General features: G+C 73.9%; 9 protein-coding genes. 4 read left to right on the top strand and 5 right to left on the bottom strand.

From position 1 onward, the window contains the following. Positions 1-76: 76 nt before the first annotated feature. The 4 genes from ACIGZJ_RS14735 to ACIGZJ_RS14720 form a co-directional block, all read right to left on the bottom strand. Positions 77-3,262, bottom strand: a complete 3,186-nt coding sequence (locus tag ACIGZJ_RS14735) for an amino acid adenylation domain-containing protein (RefSeq protein ID WP_396457541.1) — start codon at positions 3,260-3,262, stop codon at positions 77-79. Then, positions 3,259-8,910, bottom strand: a complete 5,652-nt coding sequence (locus tag ACIGZJ_RS14730; protein ID WP_396457540.1) for an amino acid adenylation domain-containing protein — start codon at positions 8,908-8,910, stop codon at positions 3,259-3,261. The genes ACIGZJ_RS14735 and ACIGZJ_RS14730 overlap by 4 nt, the downstream gene beginning before the upstream one ends. A gap of 110 nt (positions 8,911-9,020) precedes the next feature. Next, on the bottom strand, positions 9,021-12,140 hold the full coding sequence (locus ACIGZJ_RS14725; RefSeq protein ID WP_396457539.1) for an amino acid adenylation domain-containing protein: 3,120 nt from the start codon (positions 12,138-12,140) through the stop codon (positions 9,021-9,023). A gap of 379 nt (positions 12,141-12,519) precedes the next feature. Next, positions 12,520-13,581, bottom strand: coding sequence for an ATP-dependent DNA ligase (locus ACIGZJ_RS14720; protein ID WP_396457538.1), 1,062 nt, complete (start codon positions 13,579-13,581; stop codon positions 12,520-12,522). An 81-nt stretch (positions 13,582-13,662) separates the two neighbouring features. Between ACIGZJ_RS14720 and ligD the strand changes: the two genes are divergently transcribed. From ligD to ACIGZJ_RS14705, 3 genes are all read left to right on the top strand, one after another. Further along, positions 13,663-14,670 carry a non-homologous end-joining DNA ligase gene (gene ligD / locus ACIGZJ_RS14715; protein ID WP_396457537.1) on the top strand — a complete coding sequence of 336 codons (1,008 nt, stop codon included), beginning with the start codon at positions 13,663-13,665 and terminating at the stop codon, positions 14,668-14,670. 77 nt (positions 14,671-14,747) lie between these two features. Beyond that, complete coding sequence (locus tag ACIGZJ_RS14710; RefSeq protein WP_396457536.1) at positions 14,748-15,398, top strand: GNAT family N-acetyltransferase; 651 nt, start codon at positions 14,748-14,750, stop codon at positions 15,396-15,398. Then, entirely contained in the window at positions 15,395-16,294 is a 900-nt protein-coding gene (locus tag ACIGZJ_RS14705; RefSeq protein ID WP_396457535.1) for an aminoglycoside phosphotransferase family protein, read from the top strand. The genes ACIGZJ_RS14710 and ACIGZJ_RS14705 overlap by 4 nt, the downstream gene beginning before the upstream one ends. Before the next feature lie 81 nt (positions 16,295-16,375). Here ACIGZJ_RS14705 and ACIGZJ_RS14700 read toward each other — a convergent pair whose 3' ends face one another. Continuing rightward, a complete protein-coding gene (locus tag ACIGZJ_RS14700; RefSeq protein ID WP_396457534.1) occupies positions 16,376-17,572 on the bottom strand; it encodes an 8-amino-7-oxononanoate synthase in 1,197 nt (398 codons plus the stop codon). 226 nt (positions 17,573-17,798) lie between these two features. On the opposite strand from ACIGZJ_RS14700, the gene ACIGZJ_RS14695 reads away from it, so the two are divergent. Continuing rightward, the gene (locus ACIGZJ_RS14695; RefSeq protein ID WP_396457533.1) at positions 17,799-18,251 is read left to right on the top strand and encodes a WXG100 family type VII secretion target; all 453 of its coding nucleotides are present in this window, start codon (positions 17,799-17,801) and stop codon (positions 18,249-18,251) included. Positions 18,252-18,274 lie beyond the last annotated feature (23 nt).

Raw genomic sequence — 18,274 nt, 5'->3', positions numbered from 1 at the left:
CCCGGCCTGACCGTCCGCGCCCCGGCTCCCCGTGGGGGCCGGGCCGCAGGCGTTCGAGGCGGTCGGTCGGCGGGGGTCAGTCGGCCAGCCGCCCGGCCGCCTCCTCCTCGGTGAGGGCGTCGATCTCGGCGATCAGCAGGGCCTCGATCCTGGCGGCCAGGGCGGCCGGGGTGGGGCTCTCGAAGACGTCGCGGATCGGCACGTCGAGCCCCACCCCCGCTCTGATCCGGGCGGCCACCCTGGTGACCAGCAGCGAGTCGCCGCCGAGCTCGAAGAAGTCGTCCAGCACGCCGACCCGGGGCACGCCGAGCACCTCCTGCCAGAGCTCGGCGACCAGCTGCTCGGCGTCGGTGCGCGGTGCGACGTACTCCCGGGCACCGTCGGCGGCCGCGTCGGGAGCGGGCAGGGCGGCGGTGTCGAGCTTGCCGTTGGCGGTCAGCGGCAGGGTGTCGAGCAGGACGACGGCGTCCGGGACCATGTAGACGGGCAGCCGCAGGGCGAGGTGCTCGCGCAGCTCGGCCGGCTTGGGCTCGGCCCCCGGCCGCGGCACGGCGTACCCGAGCAGTCGGCGCCCGTCGCGGAGCACCACGGCGGCGCGGGCGACGTCGGGGTGGGCGGTCAGCGCCGTCTCGATCTCGGCGGGCTCGATCCGGTAGCCGCGGAGCTTGACCTGCTCGTCGGCGCGACCGAGGTACTCCAGCTGTCCGTCGGCGCGCCAGCGGGCCCGGTCCCCGGTGCGGTACATCCGGCCCCCGGCGTACGGGTCCGGCGGGAACGACTGCGCGGTCAGGTCGGGCCGGGCCAGGTAGCCGCGGGCGAGGCCGACGCCGCCGATCGACAGCTCGCCCTCGGCGCCGGCCGGGAGCAGGCCGCCGTGCTCGTCCAGGACGTACAGCCGCACCCCGGGCAGCGGGCGGCCGAGCGGGGGGCGGCGCCCGGCGTCGGGCGCGCCGAGCTCGGCGGCGGTGACGATGACGGTGGCCTCGGTCGGACCGTAGGTGTTGACCAGCCGGACGGTGTCGCCGTGCCGGTGGCGCCACCCGGCGACGGTGTCGGCCCGGGCCTCGGAGCCGCCGAGGACGACCAGCCGCAGCGCCGCCGGCCAGGGGGTCTGGTCGCCGAGCGAGACCAGCTCCTGCCAGTAGGCGGTGGGCAGGTCGAGCACCGTGACGGCGGCGCCGGCGGGCGTGCGGAGCACGTCCGGCAGAGTGCGGCCGCCACCGGGCAGCAGGACGACGCGGGCGCCGGAGCACAGGGCGGGCCAGAGCTCCTCGGCGTGGGTGTCGAAGCCGATGGAGGCGAACTGGACGATTCGGTCGGCGGGTTGGAGCGCGTATCCGGTGGGCCCGGCCATCCAGTCGACCCGGGCGGCGAGGGCGCCGTGCTCGACGGCGACGCCCTTCGGGGTGCCGGTGGAGCCGGAGGTGTAGAGGACGTAGGCGAGGCCGGCGGGGTCGCTCCCGGGCAGGGGCGCGACGGGGACCGCGGCTGCCGCGCTCGGGTCGGCGGGTACGGGCAGCGTCGGGACGCCGAGGTCGGAGCCGGCGTCGGCGGTGAGCAGGAGGGCGGCCCCGGCCTCCTGCAGCATCAGCCGCTGGCGGTCCTCCGGGTGGGCCGGGTCGAGCGGCAGATAGCCGGCGCCGGCCTTCCAGATCGCCAGCAGGGCCGTGACCAGCTCGAAGGACGGCGCGAGCCGCACCGCCACCGTCCGCCCCGCGACCGGTCCGAGCGCGGCGGCCAACAGCGAGGAACGGCGGTCGAGTTCGGCGTAGGAGAGGTGTCGGCCGTCGCACTCCAGGGCGGGGGCGTCGGGCCGGGCGGCGACCTGGTCGGCGAAGCGCTCCAGCACCGGGCGGGCGGTGTCCGCGGCGGCCGGGCCGGCGCCGAGCGCGAGCAGTTCGGCGCGCTCGTCCGGGTCGATCAACCAGTCTGCCTGCAGCGGGAGTTCCGGGTCGTCGACGATCCGGTTCAGCAGGGTGCGGCAGCGCCGGCCGAGCGCCTCCACGGTGGCGCGTTCGAAGACCTCGCGGTCGAAGCAGAAGGACAGCGCCATCCCGCCGTCGGCGGTGCGCCAACTGTCCAGCAGCAGATCGGTCTTGGCCTGCTCGAAGCCGGAGTCCATGCTTGCGGTCCGGACCCCGGCGGGCAGGGCCGGCTCGCCGCTGCCGTCGGCCAGGTCGTACTGGCTCTGGTGGACGAAGACGGCCTGGTAGAGCGGACCGGCACCGGCGTCGGCGGGCAGGCCGAGGTGGGCGGCCAGCCGCTCCACGGGGACGTCCTGGTGGCTGAGCGCCCCAAGGGTCGCGGAGCGGACCCTGCGCAGGACGGTCCGGTAGTCCGGCTCCCCGGTGAGGTCGGCGCGGATGACACCCGTCTTGCTGAAGTAGCCGAGGAGCGGCTCGTGCGCGGTCTCGTTGCGCCCGGCCAGCGGGGTGCCGACGACGAAGTCGCGGCTGCCGGTCCAGCGGGCGAGCACGCACTGGTAGGCGGCGAGCAGCACCATGAAGGGGGTGCAGCGCTGCTCACGGGCCAGTCGGTCGACGGCGGCGGTGAGGGCGGGGTCGAGGGTGACGGTGACGAAGCCCGCCGGGTGGGCCGGGTCCGCAGGCCGGGGGTGGTCGAGCGGCAGCCGCAGGGTGCCCGTCCCGGCCAGCCGCTCGGCCCAGTAGCGGAACGCCTCCTCGGCGCCCCCGGCGGCCGCCCTGTCCCGCTCGGCGCGGGCGAAGTCGCCGTACTGGAGGGCGAGTTCCGGGAGGTCGGCGGGGGCCTCGCCGAGCTCGTCGCGGTAGAGGGCGAGCAGTTCGCGCCACATCGTCCGGAAGGACCAGCCGTCGGAGACGATGTGGTGCAGCACGACGCAGAGGGCGTGCTCGCCCTCGCCCGAACTGACCAGCGCGGCGCGCAGGGGCGGGCCCGCGGCGAGGTCGAAGGGGGCGTTCACGAAGGGCCGGCAGGCCTCGGTGAACCCCTCCTCGGTTGCGCCCACCGGGAGTTCGATCCGCACGAGGTCGATCTCCCGCGCGGGCTCGACCAGTTGGACGGGCTCCTCGCCGTCGAGGGCGAAGCGGGTCCGGAGGATCTCGTGCCGGTCGGTGAGCCGGTGGAGGGCGCCGCGCAGGGCCTGCGGGTCGATCGGGCCGGTCCAGCGGCGGTTGAGGTACATGGTGAACCCGGCGTCGTCCGGGTTCAGTTGCTGGAGGAACCAGAGCCGGCGCTGGTCCGCCGTGAGCGGGTGGCTGCGGAGGGCGTCGGGGCTGTTCACGGTGCGACCTCGATCTTGACGGGCTTGGCGGTCTCGGCGGACTTGGCGGTCTCGGCGGACTTGGCGGGCTCGGCGGACTTGGCGGGCTCGGCGGACTTGGCAGGCATGGCGCGGGCCTGAAGGGCCTCCAGGCCGATCAGGTCGTCGGACTCGGCGTCCGGGACGTCCCGGTCGAAGTGCGCCAGGGCGGGAATGCAGAGGCAGATCAGGGCGAGTGCCGCCATGGCCAGGCCGAACAGCAGGTAGAGCAGGCCGATGCCGCGTCCGTCGCCGGTGCCGATGAACCGGCCGACGGTGTCGGCGAGGGCTCCGTCCCCGTCCATCAGCGGCTGGAGCAGCTTCGGTCCGAAGGGGGCGACGACGGCGAAGCCGATCGGCAGGGTGGACCAGGCGACCATGGTGTTCACGGCGATCACCCGGCCGTGGAAGCGCAGCGGCACCTTGGTCTGGATGATCGTGGCGTAGACACCGTTCACCAGCGCCAGTCCGTACGTCATGCCGAACGCGCCCAGCGCGACCACCACGATGGACGGCCGCAGACCGGTCACCAGGCAGGCGGCGGCGAGGAGGATCGTGGAGAGCAGGACACCGCGCAGCCGCAGGCGCCGGGGCCCGCCCCAGACCAGCAGCGTGATCCCGCCGAGGACGGCGCCCAGACCGGCCGCCGTGGAGACCCAGCCGGCGGCTGACAGCGGGGCGAAGGACAGCACCAGCGGGGTGGTGAGCAGGAACAGCGGCGAGAGGAAGATGTTCAGCACCGCGAAGAAGAACAGCATCGCCCGGAAGTTCCTGCTGCCGAGGGCCCGGTGGAAGCCCGCCCGGATCTCGGTCGCCACGCTCTCGCGGCGGCTGAAGGCCATCACGTCGGGGAACCGGACCGCGAGGGTGATGGCGGTGGCGACGGCGTAGCTGGTCACGTCGATCGTGAGGATACCGCCGAGGCCGATCGCGGAGAGCAGGCCGACGGCGAACAGCGGGACGAGGAACTGGGCGAATCCGAAGGCCATTTGGACCACGCCGTTGGCGCGTCCGAGGTAGCGCTTGGGCACCAGTTGCGGCACGGCCGAGCCCCAGGCGAGGCGTTGGAAGGTGAGCGCGGTGGAGAGCACCCCGATCAGGACGTAGGCGTGCCACACCTCCAACGACCCGGTGAGGTAGAGCACCAGCATCAGGGCCTGGGTGGCGCCCGCCGCGAGGTCGCCGTAGAGCATGATCCGGCGCCGGTCGTTGCGGTCGACCAGCGCGCCCGCGATCGGTGCCGAGAGGATGCCGGGGACGAGTCCGCAGGCGGCGAGCAGGCCGAACTGCACGAGGGAGCCGGTCTTGAGGTAGATCCAGATGGGGAGGGCGAACTCGGTGAGTGCCGAGCCGATCATCGACACCTGCTGCCCGGAGGCGACGGTGAGGAAGCGGCCCATCGTCGGGCGGACCTCGGCCCGCTTTGCCGCCCGGGCGGGCTTCGCCGCCGGGGAGGTCTCGGCGATCTCGGAGGTCTCGGCTGGGCGTTCGGGGTCGTCGGGTTCGTGGTCGGCCGCGTGGTTGCGGGAGACGTCCTCCAGCCACCAGGTGGAGTCCTCACGACGGTGGTGGACCGACTCCGTCCCCGCCGCGATCGAACGGTGGACACCCGTCACGATGTCCGCCAACTCCTGCGCCCGGTACTTCAGATAGAAATGCCCCGCCTCATCCAGCACCACCACCGCCGCCGTCCCGGTGATCCGATGCCACTCACGGAACCGCTCCTGATAGAACTGCGTCGCCGGATCCCGATCCCCGCACACCGCGATCACCGGCGCAGCGATCGTCCCGCCCTCGCTCGCGAACAGCTCCGTGAAGTAGCGTTCCGCTTCCTTCGTCCCCACTCGCCGGTTGTGCACGATCAGCCGCAGTTGTTCTGCTTCCACCTCGTCGGTGTCCAGGCCTGCCGCTGCCAGCGCGTTGACCATTCCCTGGTCGCTGCGCCACCGGTCCGCCAGTTCCGCGAACCACTCCCCCACCGCCGCGCCCCGCCCCTGCGGGCGCGCGAAGGGGAAGATCCCTCCCAGATGGACGGCCTCGACCTGCCGTCCCGCGGCCTCCACCAGCCGTGCGATCTCGACCGCCAACCGCACTCCCACCCCGCAGTGCCCGTACAGCACCAGTCGGCCCGGCACACTCTCCACGATCTCCCGTGCGCACAGGGCGGCGACGTCCTCGATCCCCAGCGCCTCCTCGCCCAGCTCGTGCCCCGGCACCGCGATCGAGTGCAGTTCCCAGTCCTCGGGCAGCGCGTCCGCCAACGGCTTGTAGATCAACGCACTGCCCCCGCCGTACGGCGCACACACCACACTCGCGGTGGTCCGGGTGCGCGGCGGCGTCAACCGGTGCAGCAGCCGGCGCGGGCCGCGATCCGCCGCCGGATCGCTCACCAGCGCCGCCAGCGCCCGCACCGTCGGATGCCGGAACAGGTCCATCACCCCCACCGGCACCGGCAGGTCCGGAAACGCCCGCCGCAGCCGCGCCACCACCTGCGTCGCCAGCAGAGAATGGCCCCCGAGCTCGAAGAAGTCGTCCAACGCCCCGACCTGCGGCAGATCCAGCAGATCCACCCACATCCCGGCGATCAACACCTCCGCCTCGCCCCGGGGCTCGACGTGCCCGGTCTGAGAGCGGGTGTCCTCCGGCTCGGGCAGCGCCTTGCGGTCGACCTTGCCGTGCGCCTGCAACGGGAAACGCTCCAGCGAGACGTAGCGCGCCGGGACCATGTAGTCCGGTAGTACCTCCAGCAGCCGGGCCCGCACCTCCGCAGGCACCAGCGGCTCCACCTCCCCCGGGCGCTCCAGGTAGGCGACGAGGTTCTGCTTCACGCCCTCGCCGCGCGCCAGCACCACCGCCTGCACCACCCCCGGCAGCTCCGCCAGCGCCGCCTCGATCTCCCCCGGCTCCACCCGGTAGCCCCGCACCTTGATCTGGTCGTCACCGCGCCCCAGGAACTCCAACACCCCCCCGGCCCGCCACCGCGCCACATCCCCCGTCCGATACAACCGCTCCCCCGGCCCACCGAACGGATCCTCCACAAACCGCTCCGCCGTCAGCTCCGCACGCCCCAGATACCCCCGCGCCAACCGCTGCCCGCCCACATACAACTCACCCGCCACACCCGGCGGCACCGGCTCCATCGCCGCATCCAGAACCAGACACCGCGCCCCCGCCAACGGCGAGCCCACCGGCGTACTGCCCGACCCCGCCACCGCACCCGCCACCAGCTCGAACACACTCACACCCACCGTCGCCTCCGTCGGCCCGTAGTGGTTGAACACCCGGCACCCGCCCACCGAGGCCAACCCCTGCGCCCACGCCCACGACGACGCCTCACCCCCCAGCACCAGCGCCCGCCGCGGCAGCAACCGCTCCACCGGCACATCCGCCGACAACGCCGCCAAATGCGACGGCGTCATCTTCAGATAGTCGATCCCCGCCCGCTCCAACTCCCCCGCCAGCTCCACCCCCGCAATCCGCCGCGGCAGCAGATGCACCCGCCCACCCGTCGTCAACGCCAGATACAGCATCGTGATACTGAAATCGAACGACAGCGACTGCAGCAGACCGAACGACGCCCCCGCCGCCACCCCCAACCGCTCCCCCACCCCCACCAGGTAATTCACCACCTCCCGATGCTGAACCGCCACCCCCTTCGGCACCCCCGTCGAACCCGACGTATAGATCACATACGCCAGATCCCCCGGCCCCGACACCTCCTCCAACGCACCCCGATCCGGCCCCTCCAACACTCCGGCATCCACCACCACCACCTCCCCCCCGAACCCCGCGAACAACGCCCGCGACACCGCATCCACCACCAGCACCCGCACCCCCGCATCCGCCACCAGCCGACCCAACCGCGCCACCGGCTGCTCCGGATCCAACGGCAGATACGCACCCCCCGCCTTCAACACCCCCACCAACGCCACCGCCAACTCCGGCGACTGCTCCAAACACACCGCCACCCGGTCATCACGCCCCACCCCCAGCGCCCGCAACCGCCGCGCCAACGCGTTCGCCCCGCCCTCCAACTCCCCGTACGACACCACCCGATCACCGAACACCAACGCCGGCGCCCCCGGCGAACCAGCCGCCGCCCGCGCCAACAACCCCGTCAACGTCCCCCCACCAGCCGGCAACACCCCACCGACCGCCCACTCCTCCAACACCGCCACCCGCTCCGCCCCCGTCACCAACGGCAACCGCGACACCGCCACCGAAGGATCAGCGAGAGCCGCAGTCATCAGCAGCTCGAAGCGCTTGACGAAGCCATCGACGGTGCCTGCGTCGAAGAGGTCGGTCCGGTAGGTGAGCAGCCCGTACAGTCCGCCGTCCTTCTTCTCCCGCATGTACAGGGCGAGATCGGCGTGGGTAGTGGTGGCCTCGTAGCCGAAGCCCTCGGAGTCCAGCGCGGTCGCGACCGGGCCGGTGGCCGCCTTGTCGCCGTAGTTCTGGAACGCGAAGGTCACCTGGAACACCGCCGAGCGGCTGACGTCCCGCTCCACCTCCAGATCCGCCACGATCTGCTCGAACGGCACCTCCTGGTGCGCGAACGCGTCCAGCGTCGTCTCCCGCACCCGGCTCAACAGCTGACCGAAGGTCGGATCCCCCTCCAACCGCGCCCGGACCGGCAGCATGTTCACGAACGCACCGACCACACCCTCCAGTTCACGGTGCAGCCGACCGGCCACGGCGGAGCCGATCGCGAAGTCCCGCTGGCCGGCGTGCCTGCCGAGCAGCACCTGGAGCGCCGTCATCAGCACCATGTACGTGGACGCTCCGGAGCGTCGTGCCAACTCGGCTATGTTCTCGGCCAGTTCGCTGCTCCAGTGGAACTCCGTCGCAGCACCGTCGAAGGTGAGCAGCGGCGGGCGGGGGCGGTCGGTGGGCAGGTCGAGGGCGGGGACGGCGTCGAGTTCGGCGCGCCAGTAGTCGCGGGAGGCAGCGAGTGCTCCGCTGTCGAGGCGGGTCCGCTGCCAGGCCGCGTAGTCGCCGAACTGCACCTCCAGCACAGGGAGTTGAGCCGGGGTCCCGTGGGCGTGCTGGGCGTAGAGCGCGTCCAGCTCGCGGTTGATGATGTCGATGGACCAGCCGTCGCAGATGATGTGGTGCATCACCAGCGCCAGGACGTGGTCCTCCTCCCCGATCCGCACCAGCAGCGCCCGCAGCAGCGGACCCGCACCCAGGTCGAACGGCTCCCCGACCAGCGCACCGACCTCCCGCGCCGCACACCCCTGCGGATCCGCCTCACCCGCCGCATCCACGAACCGCACCGCGAACGGCCCCGGATCCGCGACCACGACCCGCGCCACCCCGTCCTCCGAGGTCGGGAACACCATCCGCAGACCCTCGTGCCGCGCCACCAGATCCGCCAGCGCCCCGTCCAGCGCCACCCGGTCCAACGGCCCCCGCAACCGCCGCGCCGGAGCCAGTGCATACGCCGAACCACCCGGCGCGAACTGCTCCATGAACCACAACCGCTCCTGCCCGCTCGACAACGGCGGCACCACACCCGCCGCCCTCGGCTCCACCACCCGCGCCGGCGCGGCAGCACCACGCAACCGCCGGGCGAGCAGAGCCTGCTTGGTCGCCGACCAGTCGGTGGGAAGGTCCTGGGTATCGGTCATCGGAGTCCTGTTCGAGCGCACGGGGAAGCGTTCCGTGGGGGGAGGCGGGTGGGACGTGCGGTGGGGCGGGTGTGGTCACCGGCTGGTCGGGTGACCACACCGGCCCCGGGTCAGCGGCGCTCGCGGACGGCGGCGGCGATGCCGGCCGGCGTGGGGACGTCGAAGAACACGTCGAAGTCGAGCTCCACACCGAGCGCGGTGCGGATCCGGGCGCTGATCTGGATAATCGTCAGCGAGTGCCCGCCGAGGTCGAACAGGTCCTCGTCCGGGCCGATGTCGGGCAGGTCCAGCACCTCGGACCAGATCCGCCGCACGGTCTCGACGACCTCGTCGGTCGGCCCCTCGGCGGACGGCCCCACGGCGGCCGGTACGGCGGAGGCCGCCTCGCGCGGCGGGACGGGCAGGGCGCGGCGGTCGAGCTTGCCGTTCGGGGTGAGCGGCAGCCTCTCCAGGGTGAGGAAGCGCTGCGGCACCAGCGCGCCGGGCAGGGTCCGCAGCAGGTGCTCGCGCAGTTCGGCCGGGGTGGGCGGGGCCACGCCGGCGGGTACCACCAGGTAGCCCGCGAGGTACGGCTCCCCCGCGGTCTCCTCGTGCACGGCGGCTGCGGCCTCGGCGACGGCCGGGTGCTCCAACAGGGCCGACTCAATCTCACCCAGCTCGATCCGATGACCACGGATCTTCACCTGGTCATCGATCCGCCCCAGGAACTCCAACTCACCCCCGCCCGTCCAGCACACCAGATCCCCCGTCCGGTACAACCGCTCCCCCGGCCCACCGAACGGATCCCCCACGAACCGCTCCGCCGTCAACTCCGGCCGCCCCAAATACCCCAGGGCCACACCGTCACCACCCAGGTACAACTCCCCCGCCACCCCCACCGGCACCGGACGACGCGACGCATCCAGCACATACGCCCGCGTATTGGCGATCGGACGCCCGATCCCCACCGACACCGCCCCCGCCGCCACCTCCCCACACGTCGACCACACCGTCGTCTCCGTCGGCCCGTACACGTTGAACAACCGCGCCGTCACCGACCCCAACTCCCGCGCCAGCGGCAACGGCAACGCCTCACCGCCCACCAGCCCCACCACCGACGACAGGACCCCGCCACCGGCCCCCGCCAACAACACCCGCCACCCCGACGGCGTCGCCTGCACATGCGTCACACCCTCGGCCGCGACCAACCCGCACAGACCCCGGCCGTCCACCGCCAGACCGTCCCCCGCCACCACCAACCGCCCACCCGACACCAACGGCAGGAACAACTCCAGACCCGAGATGTCGAACGACAACGACGTCAGCCCCAACCACACACTCCCCGCACCACACCCCAACCGCCCCGCAAAGAACGACAACAGGTTCACCAGAGCCCGGTGCCCCACCCCCACCCCCTTCGGACGCCCCGTCGACCCCGACGTGTACAGCACATACGCACGGTCCTCCGGCCCGGGGAGGGTGCCCACCGGCGCGCCGCCGCCGCGCGCGTCCGCGAGCCGCAGCACCGCCGGAGCGGCGGCCGCCACCCGCGGGGCGGGCTCGCGGTCGGCGAGCAGCAGGGTGGCACCGGAGTCGGCGAGGATGAACGCCAGCCGCTCCTCCGGGTAGGCCGGGTCCAGCGGGAGGTAGCCGGCGCCGGTGGCGAGGACGGCGAGCAGGACGGCCGGCAGCTCGGCGGTGCGGTCGAGGTGGAGGGCGACCAGGTCACCGGGGCGCACCCCGGCCGCGGCCAGGGCGGACGCCAGCTCGTCGACCCGGGCGAGGAGTTCGCGGTAGGTCAGCCGGCGCCCGCCGCCGGTCACCGCGACCGCCTCCGGTGTGGCCTCGGCCTGGGCGCGGACCAGGTCGAGGACGGTGCGGTCGGAGGGGTACGCCTGGGCGGTGTCGTTCCAGGCCTCGGTGACCAGGTGGAGCTCGGCGGCGTCCAGCAGCGGGAGGTCCCGGAGCGGGGTGCCGGGCGCGGCGACGGCGGCGGCCAGCAGGGTCGTGAGGTGTCCGGCGATCCGGCCCGCGGCGTCCGAGGGGAGGACGGCGGGGTCGTACTGCAGGGAGAGGTCGAGGCCCTCGGTGCTGTCGACCACCTGGAGGTGGAGCGTGTTGCGGGCGGCGCCGTTGAACACAGACCAGTCCACCCGTACCGGGGTGTCCGCGAACCGCGGCTGCGGGCCGCGCCGCTGCCGGTAGCCCAGCGAGACGGGGGTCAGGCCGAGGCGGGGGCCGAGTCCGGCGACGGCCGAGCCGAACGGCACGGTACGGAAGGGGTATCCGCCGCGCAGTTCGGCGCGCACGGCCCGGGCGAGGTCGTCGAAGGCGGTGTCGCCGCCGAGGCCGACCGGCGGGTGAACCGGCAGCTCGTTCACGAACAGGCCTATCTCACCGGCCTGTTCGGGTCTGCGGGTGGAGAGGGGCACGGAGACCGGCACGGACTCGCCGCCGTACCGGTGCAGCAGTCCGTGCAGCGCGGCGAGCAGGAACTCGAAGACGGTGACGCCGGTCCGCTCCGCCGCCGCGGCCAGCGCGGCGCGTTCGGCGCCGTCCAGCCGCCGGCCGACGGCCTGGCCCGGGCCCGCGGCGGTCGGGGTGCGGGTGGCCCCGGGCAGTACCGGTTCGGTGGCGGCGGCCCAGCGCGGGCCGTACCAGTCGGCGGCGCGCCGCACGAGCTCCGGGTCGGGCGCCTGCGCCACCACCGGTGGCAGAAGCGGCGGTTCGGCCGCCTGGCCCGGCCCGCCGCGCAGCGCGGCGCCGTACGCGTCGGCCAGGTCGGCGACCAGGACGTCCTTGGACTCCCCGTCGAACACCGCGTGATGGGCCACCACCAGCAACTCCGCACCGCCACCGGGCCGCTGGTACAGCGTGCAGCGGACCAGCGGGCCGCCGTCCGGGCCGAAGGGGCGGGCGGCCTCCTCCACCAGCAGCTTCTCCAGGCCGGCCGGGTCGTCACCGGTGGCGTCGACCACCTCCAACACCGCGTCCCGGTCAGCCCGTTCCAGCAGCACCCGGCCTTCGCGCTCCACCAGCCGCACCCCCAGCGCCCCGTGGCGCCGCGCCACCTGACGGACCGCGCGCGCCAGCGCATCGGCGTCGACCCGGTCGAAGGAGATCCGCACCGGCAGGTGGAGGGCCTCGCGGGCCAGCCCCAGCCGCTCGGTCAGCCACATGCCGTGCTGGGCGGGCGAGGCCGGGACGGCGGCGGCGTCCGGCGAGGGGGTCGCGGGGAGGAGTTCGGGCATCTGCGGCTCGCTTAGGCAGTCGGGGAAGGTGCAGGGGCACGCTCCCGGACGTCGTCGGCGGCGATCCGGGTGCGGTGAGGCACGGCCGCCGGGTGGTGTCCGGCCCGCCCCCGGGACCGGCCGATCGGCCGCTGCGGCCCGGTCCGCCCGGCATCTCAGGATCCCCCCTGATGCACCGAGGCGGATCCGATCTTCCCCCGTGAAAGACCAATGGCCCAGACCTGCCGAGAGATTCGCATAGACCCCATGCCCCGTCAAGGGTTGTCCACGCACCTCGGACGGGCCGTCATGTACGCGCCCAACCTGCACCGATGCCCGTCAAGGCGCATACCGAGCAACCGTGGCACAGGCCTTGATCACCTGTGGGGCCGACGGTTCGTCAACCACCCAGCACCTGCGCCAGGTCGTACGAGACCGGCTCCTCCAGCTGCTCGTAGGTGCAGCTCTCCGGTGTCCGGTCAAGCCGCCAACGACGGAACTGCGCGGTGTGCCGAAAGCGCGTGCCCTCCATGTGGTCGTACGCCACCTCGACCACCCGCTCGGGCCGCAGCGGCACCCAGGAGAGGTCCTTGCCGCCGGTCCAGCGGCTCTGCGCGCCGGGCAGCCGGGCTTCGGCGTGCGCCTGCTCGTCCGCCCAGGCCCCCCAGGGGTGGCCGGAGGCATCGGGCATCCGCAGCGGAGCCAGCTCCTCGACCAGCTCCCGGCGGCGGGCCATCGGGAAGGCCGCGCAGACGCCGACGTGCTGGAGCCGCCCCTGCTCGTCGTTGATGCCGAGCAGCAGCGAGCCGACCACCGGGCCGCTCTTGTGCTCGCGGTAGCCCGCCACCACACAGTCCGCGGTGCGCTCGTGCTTGACCTTGAACATGGTCCGCTCGCCCGGCCGGTACGGCTGGTCCAGCGGCTTGGCCACCACCCCGTCCAGCCCGGCGCCCTCGTACTGGGCGAACCAGGTCTGCGCCAGCTCGCGATCGGTGGAGGCGGGCGCGATGAACACCGGATCGGCGGCGTGGGCGAGCGCCGCCTCCAGGGCCGGACGGCGCACCGACAGCGGCTCCTCGACCAGGAGGTCCGAGCCGAGCGCGAGCAGGTCGAAGGCCACGAAGGAGGCCGGGGTCTGCTCGGCCAGCAGCCGCACCCGGCTGGCCGCCGGGTGGATGCGCTCCAGCAGCTCCTCGAAGCGCAGCCTCCCCTCGCGGGCGATCACCACCTCGCCGTCCAGCACGCAGCGCGGCGGCAGCTCCCGCCGGAAGGCCTCCACCAGCTCGGGGAAGTACCTGGTCAGCGGCTTGCCGGTGCGGCTGCCGAGCTCGACCTCGTCCCCGTCGCGGTAGACGATCGCACGGAAGCCGTCCCATTTGGCCTCGTACTGCATCCCCGGCGGGATCTTCGCGACCGACTTGGCGAGCATCGGCGCGACCGGCGGCATCACGGGCAGGTCCATGGTTCCGATCCTCACGCGTGCGGCCCGCAACCGCACGGCGAAATAGCGCGCGGAGGACGGAGCACGCCTAGCGTGTGAGGCATGGGCTCAGCCGTGGAACTGGATGTCGCCGGGCGTACCGTCCGGCTGTCGAACCCGGACAAGGTGTACTACCCCGAGCGGGGCTTCACCAAGTTGGACGTCGCGCAGTACTACCTGGCGGTCGCCGAGGGGGTGCTGCGCGGCCTGCGCGACCGGCCGACCACCCTGCAGCGCTTCCCCGACGGCGTGGAGGGCGAGTTCTTCTACCAGAAGCGCGCGCCCAAGAGCCTGCCGGAGTGGCTGCCGACGGCCCGGATCGCCTTCCCCAGCGGGCGCACCGCCGACGAGATCTGCCCGACCGAGCCGGCGGCCGTGCTGTGGGCGGCCAACCTGGGCTGTCTGACCTTCCACCCGTGGCCCGTCCGGCGCGGTGACACCGAGCACGTCGACGAACTGCGGATCGACCTCGACCCGCAGCCCGGCACCGACTTCCACGACGCCGTCCGGGCCGCGCACGAGCTGCGCGCGGTGCTGGAGGAGTACGGGCTGCGCGGCTGGCCGAAGTCCTCGGGCGGGCGCGGCCTGCACGTCTACGTGCCGCTGGAGCCGGAGTGGACCTTCACCGACGGGCGGCACGCGGTGATCGCGCTCGGCCGGGTCCTGGAGCAGCGGATGCCCGGGCGGGTGACCACCGCGTGGTGGAAGGAGGAGCGCGGCGAGCGGATCTTCGTCGACTACAACCAGATGGCGCGGGACCGCACCATCGCCTCCGCGTACTCGCTGCGCGCCCGGCCGCGGGCCACCGCCTCGGCGCCGCTGCGCTGGGAGGAGCTCGACGAGGCGGCGCCGGAGGACTTCGACCTGCGGACACTGCCCGCCCGGTTCGCCGAACTCGGCGACCTCCAGGCGGAGATGGACGACCAGGCGTTCCGGCTGGAGGGTCTGCTGGAGCTGTACGAGCGGCAGGTCCGTGACGAGGGCCACGGCGAGCTCCCCTATCCGCCGGACCACCCCAAGGCGGCCGGTGAGCCGCCCCGGGTGCAGCCGAGCCGGGCCCGCAAACAGTGATCTTGTACCCTGGCGCTCCGTAAGGGAACGGGTACCGCGACGGGTGCCCGAACGGGGTGCAGGGGAGCACGGGGGCCATGGGCGAGCGCGGGTTGCGGGAGATCCTGGACGATGCCGCGGGCGGGGTCTTCCCGCCGTCGGACGGTTCGGTGACGGTGGTGGGCCGGCCGACGCCGCGCGACACCGGGGTGATGTCGTTCTCGGCGCACGCGGTGGTGTTCACGGACGAGGACCCGGCCTGGGTGCGGGCCACACTGGCGGCCGCACCGAGCGACCCGCTGGCGGCGCCGCTCTGTCCGCCCTTCCTGACGGCGCTCGCCGAGCGGACCGGACGGGTGGTCAACAACATCGACCTGGTCACCGTGGCCGACCGGCTGCCCGGCGAGCCGCCGCTGGCGCTGGAGCCGATCGAGGACCGGGAGCACCCCCGGGTCGCCCGGGCCCTGCGCTACCGCGACGACGTGCGGGTGTTCGCCGTCGACGGCGGCGTCCTGATCCTGGGCCGCGGGGTGGCCGGTCGGTGGGAGTGCGCGATCGAGGTCGACCCGCAGGCGCGCGGCCGGGGCCTGGGGCGGGCGCTCGCGCTCGGCGCACGGCACCTGCTGCCGGAGGGCGGGTGGATCTGGTCGCAGCAGGCGCCCGGCAACGCGACCAGCGTCCGGGCGTTCCAGGCGGCCGGCTTCCGCCCGGTCGGCGCGGAGGCGCTGCTGGTGGTGGGGCGGCCGTGAGCCCCGGCACGGGTCCCGTGGTGGGCACCGTGGCGACCGCCGTCCCGGCCGACGTCCGGGCCCGGCTGACCGTCCGCTTCGGCCCGGCCGCCGAGGCCTGGTGCGAGGCGCTGCCCGCGCTGGTGGACCGGCTGGCCCGCCGCTGGGGCCTGACCGTGGAGGCGGCCGGCGGGGGCGGGACGGCCCGCGTGTTCCGCTGTGTGCGGGCGGCGGACGGCGCCCGGGTCTGGCTGAAGCTGACGCCCGACGGGCAGGTCGCCGCGCACGAGGCGGCGGCGCTGCGGGCCTGGTCGGGGCTGGCGGAGGCGGTCCGGCTGCTGGACCACGACGCCGACGCGGCGGCGCTCCTGCTGGCGGACGTCCACCCGGGCGGGACGCTGCGCGAGCGGCCGTGGGAGGCCGCGGAGGTCGCCGGGGTGCTGTCGGCGCTGCGCTCCACCCCGGTGGACGGCGTCGCCCTGCCGCCGCTGCGGGAGCGCGTGGACTTCCTCTTCGACCTCACCGAGCGCCGGGCGCCCGGCGTCGTCCCGCCGGTGGCCAGGGCCTTCGCCCTGGAGCTGGCCGACTCCGGCACGTTCGCCCTGGTACACGGCGACCTGCACCCCGGCAACGTCCTGGACGGGCCGGCCGGACCGGTGGCGATCGATCCGCGCCCCACCCTCGGCGACCCCGACTTCGACCTGGTCGACTGGGCCGTCGACGGCGTCACCGACCGGGCCGGACTGGAGCGGCGGATCGCCGGGCTGACCGCCCTGGTGCCCGGGGCCGATCCGCAGCGCGTGCTCGGCTGGTGCCGCGCCCTGGCCGCGATCGTCGCCGCCCCGCGCGCCGCGGCGGGCCGCCGTGACGCGGAGACGGTCTTCCTGCTGGGCCTGGCCGGGCTGTCGGCGCCGTAGCGGGACCGGCGGGCTTGTCGACGCCGCAGCAGGACCGACCGGCTGACGCGCCACCCGGCCGACGCGCCACCCGGCCGAGCGCTACCCGGCGGGCGCCGTCGCCGCGATGATCCGCACCGCATCGGCGATCTGGGCGTCCGTCAGGTCGCCGCGGGCGGTCAGCCGCAGGCGCGAGACGCCGTCCGGGACGGAGGGCGGGCGGAAGCAGCCGACCGCGAGTCCGGCCCGGCGGCAGTCCGCGGCCCACGCGACGGCGGCCTCCGGGCCGGGGGCGCGGACCGAGACCACCGCCGCGTCCGGGCTGGAGGCGTGCAGGCCGGCCGCGGTGAGCCGGGCGGCGAGGCTGCGGGCCACCGTCCGGGCCCGCTCGGCGCGCTGCGGTTCGGCGCGCAGCAGGCGCAGCGCGCCGAGCGCGGCCCCGGCCGCGGCCGGGGCGAGGCCGGTGTCGAAGATGAAGGTGCGGGCCGTCTCGGTGAGATGGCGGATGACCCGGCGCGGCCCGAGCACCGCCCCGCCCTGGGAGCCGAGCGACTTGGACAGGGTGACGGTCGCGACGGTGTCCGGCTCCCCCGCGAGGCCGGCCGCGGCCAGGGCGCCGGCGCCGCCGGGGCCGAGCACGCCGAGCCCGTGCGCGTCGTCGACCAGCAGCGCCGCGCCGTGCGCGCGGGCGGCGGCGGAGAGTTCGGGCAGCCGGGCGGCATTGCCGTCGACGGAGAAGACGGAGTCGGTGACCACCAGTGCCCGGCGGTGGGTGCGCCCGGCGAGGACGGCGCGAACGGCGTCCGGGTCGCTGTGCGGGGCGCGGTGGACGTCGCTGCGGGAGAGCCGGCAGCCGTCGATCAGCGAGGCGTGGTTGTAGGCGTCCGAGACGATCAGGGTGTCCGGGTCGGTGAGCGCGGTGAGCGCGGCCAGGTTGGCGGTGTACCCGGAGGAGAACACCAGCGCCGCCTCCACCCCGCAGAACTCGGCCAGTTCGGCCTCCAGTTCGGTGTGCAGCGCGGTGGTACCGGTGACCAGCCGGGAGCCGGTGGCGCCGCCGCCCCAGCGCAGTGCCGCGTCGGCGGCGGCCCGGGTGACGGCGGGGTGGCGGGTGAGCCCGAGGTAGTCGTTGCCCGCGAGGTCCACCACCTGGTCCTCGGCGGGGCGGCTGCGCAGCGTCCGGGTGAGGCCGGCTCCCGCGCGCAGCTCGGCCGCCTCGTCGAGCCAGTCGAAGACGGCGGCCGGGGCGGGGGCCGACTGGGCGGCTGCGGACGGTTCGGGCGCGGTGCGGTGGGCCATGAGCGGCACTCTGGCATGCCGGGCGCGGGGCGGGCAATGTGCGCCGCGGCACATGCCCGAATCTGCATTCACATCTCTTTAACCTGAATTCCACCTGCATATCCACGCCGATTCACTTCTACTGCCATCATCTCGCAAAGAACCTAAAGGTTCCCCCAAGGATTTTCAGTCATCTGTTCGACCCGGCTACGCTCCCCCAGCGATCTGGACATGGGGGTATACGCAGATGGCAGACATCGAATTCGAACGCCGAATGAATCCGTGGCTCTTCGACGGCTCGGGAAACCTGACCGACGCGGCGAAGAAGCAGTTCCCGGACCTGGCCGCGGCAGCGGCCGGCAGCACGGCCCCGGTCACCGTCCCGGCGCCCGCCGGCGGGCAGACCGTCAAGGCGAACCCCGGAATGATCCGGCAGGCCGGGAACAACGCCGACACTCTCCAGACCTCCGTCCGCACCGAATGCGGCCGGCCGTGGGAACACGTCAACAGCGCGGTCTCCTCACTGATGGGGTTCAGCCTCTGCGCCGGCCTCAACAACGCGTGGAGCATGTGGTCCGACCAGACCCACACGCTGGAGCAGGCGATCGGCACGATCAGCCGGAACCTGCACACCACCGCGCAGAACTACGAGGCCACCGAGGCCGCGATCCACAGCCAGTTCGCTCAGCAGCACGACTGAGGACCCGGGGGAAGCACACACCG

The sequence above is a fragment of the Kitasatospora sp. NPDC052868 genome (assembly GCF_044547105.1).
Taxonomy (GTDB): Bacteria; Actinomycetota; Actinomycetes; order Streptomycetales; family Streptomycetaceae; genus Kitasatospora.
Note: the sequence above shows the minus strand (reverse complement) of the source record. Positions and strands in the feature narration are given on the sequence as shown.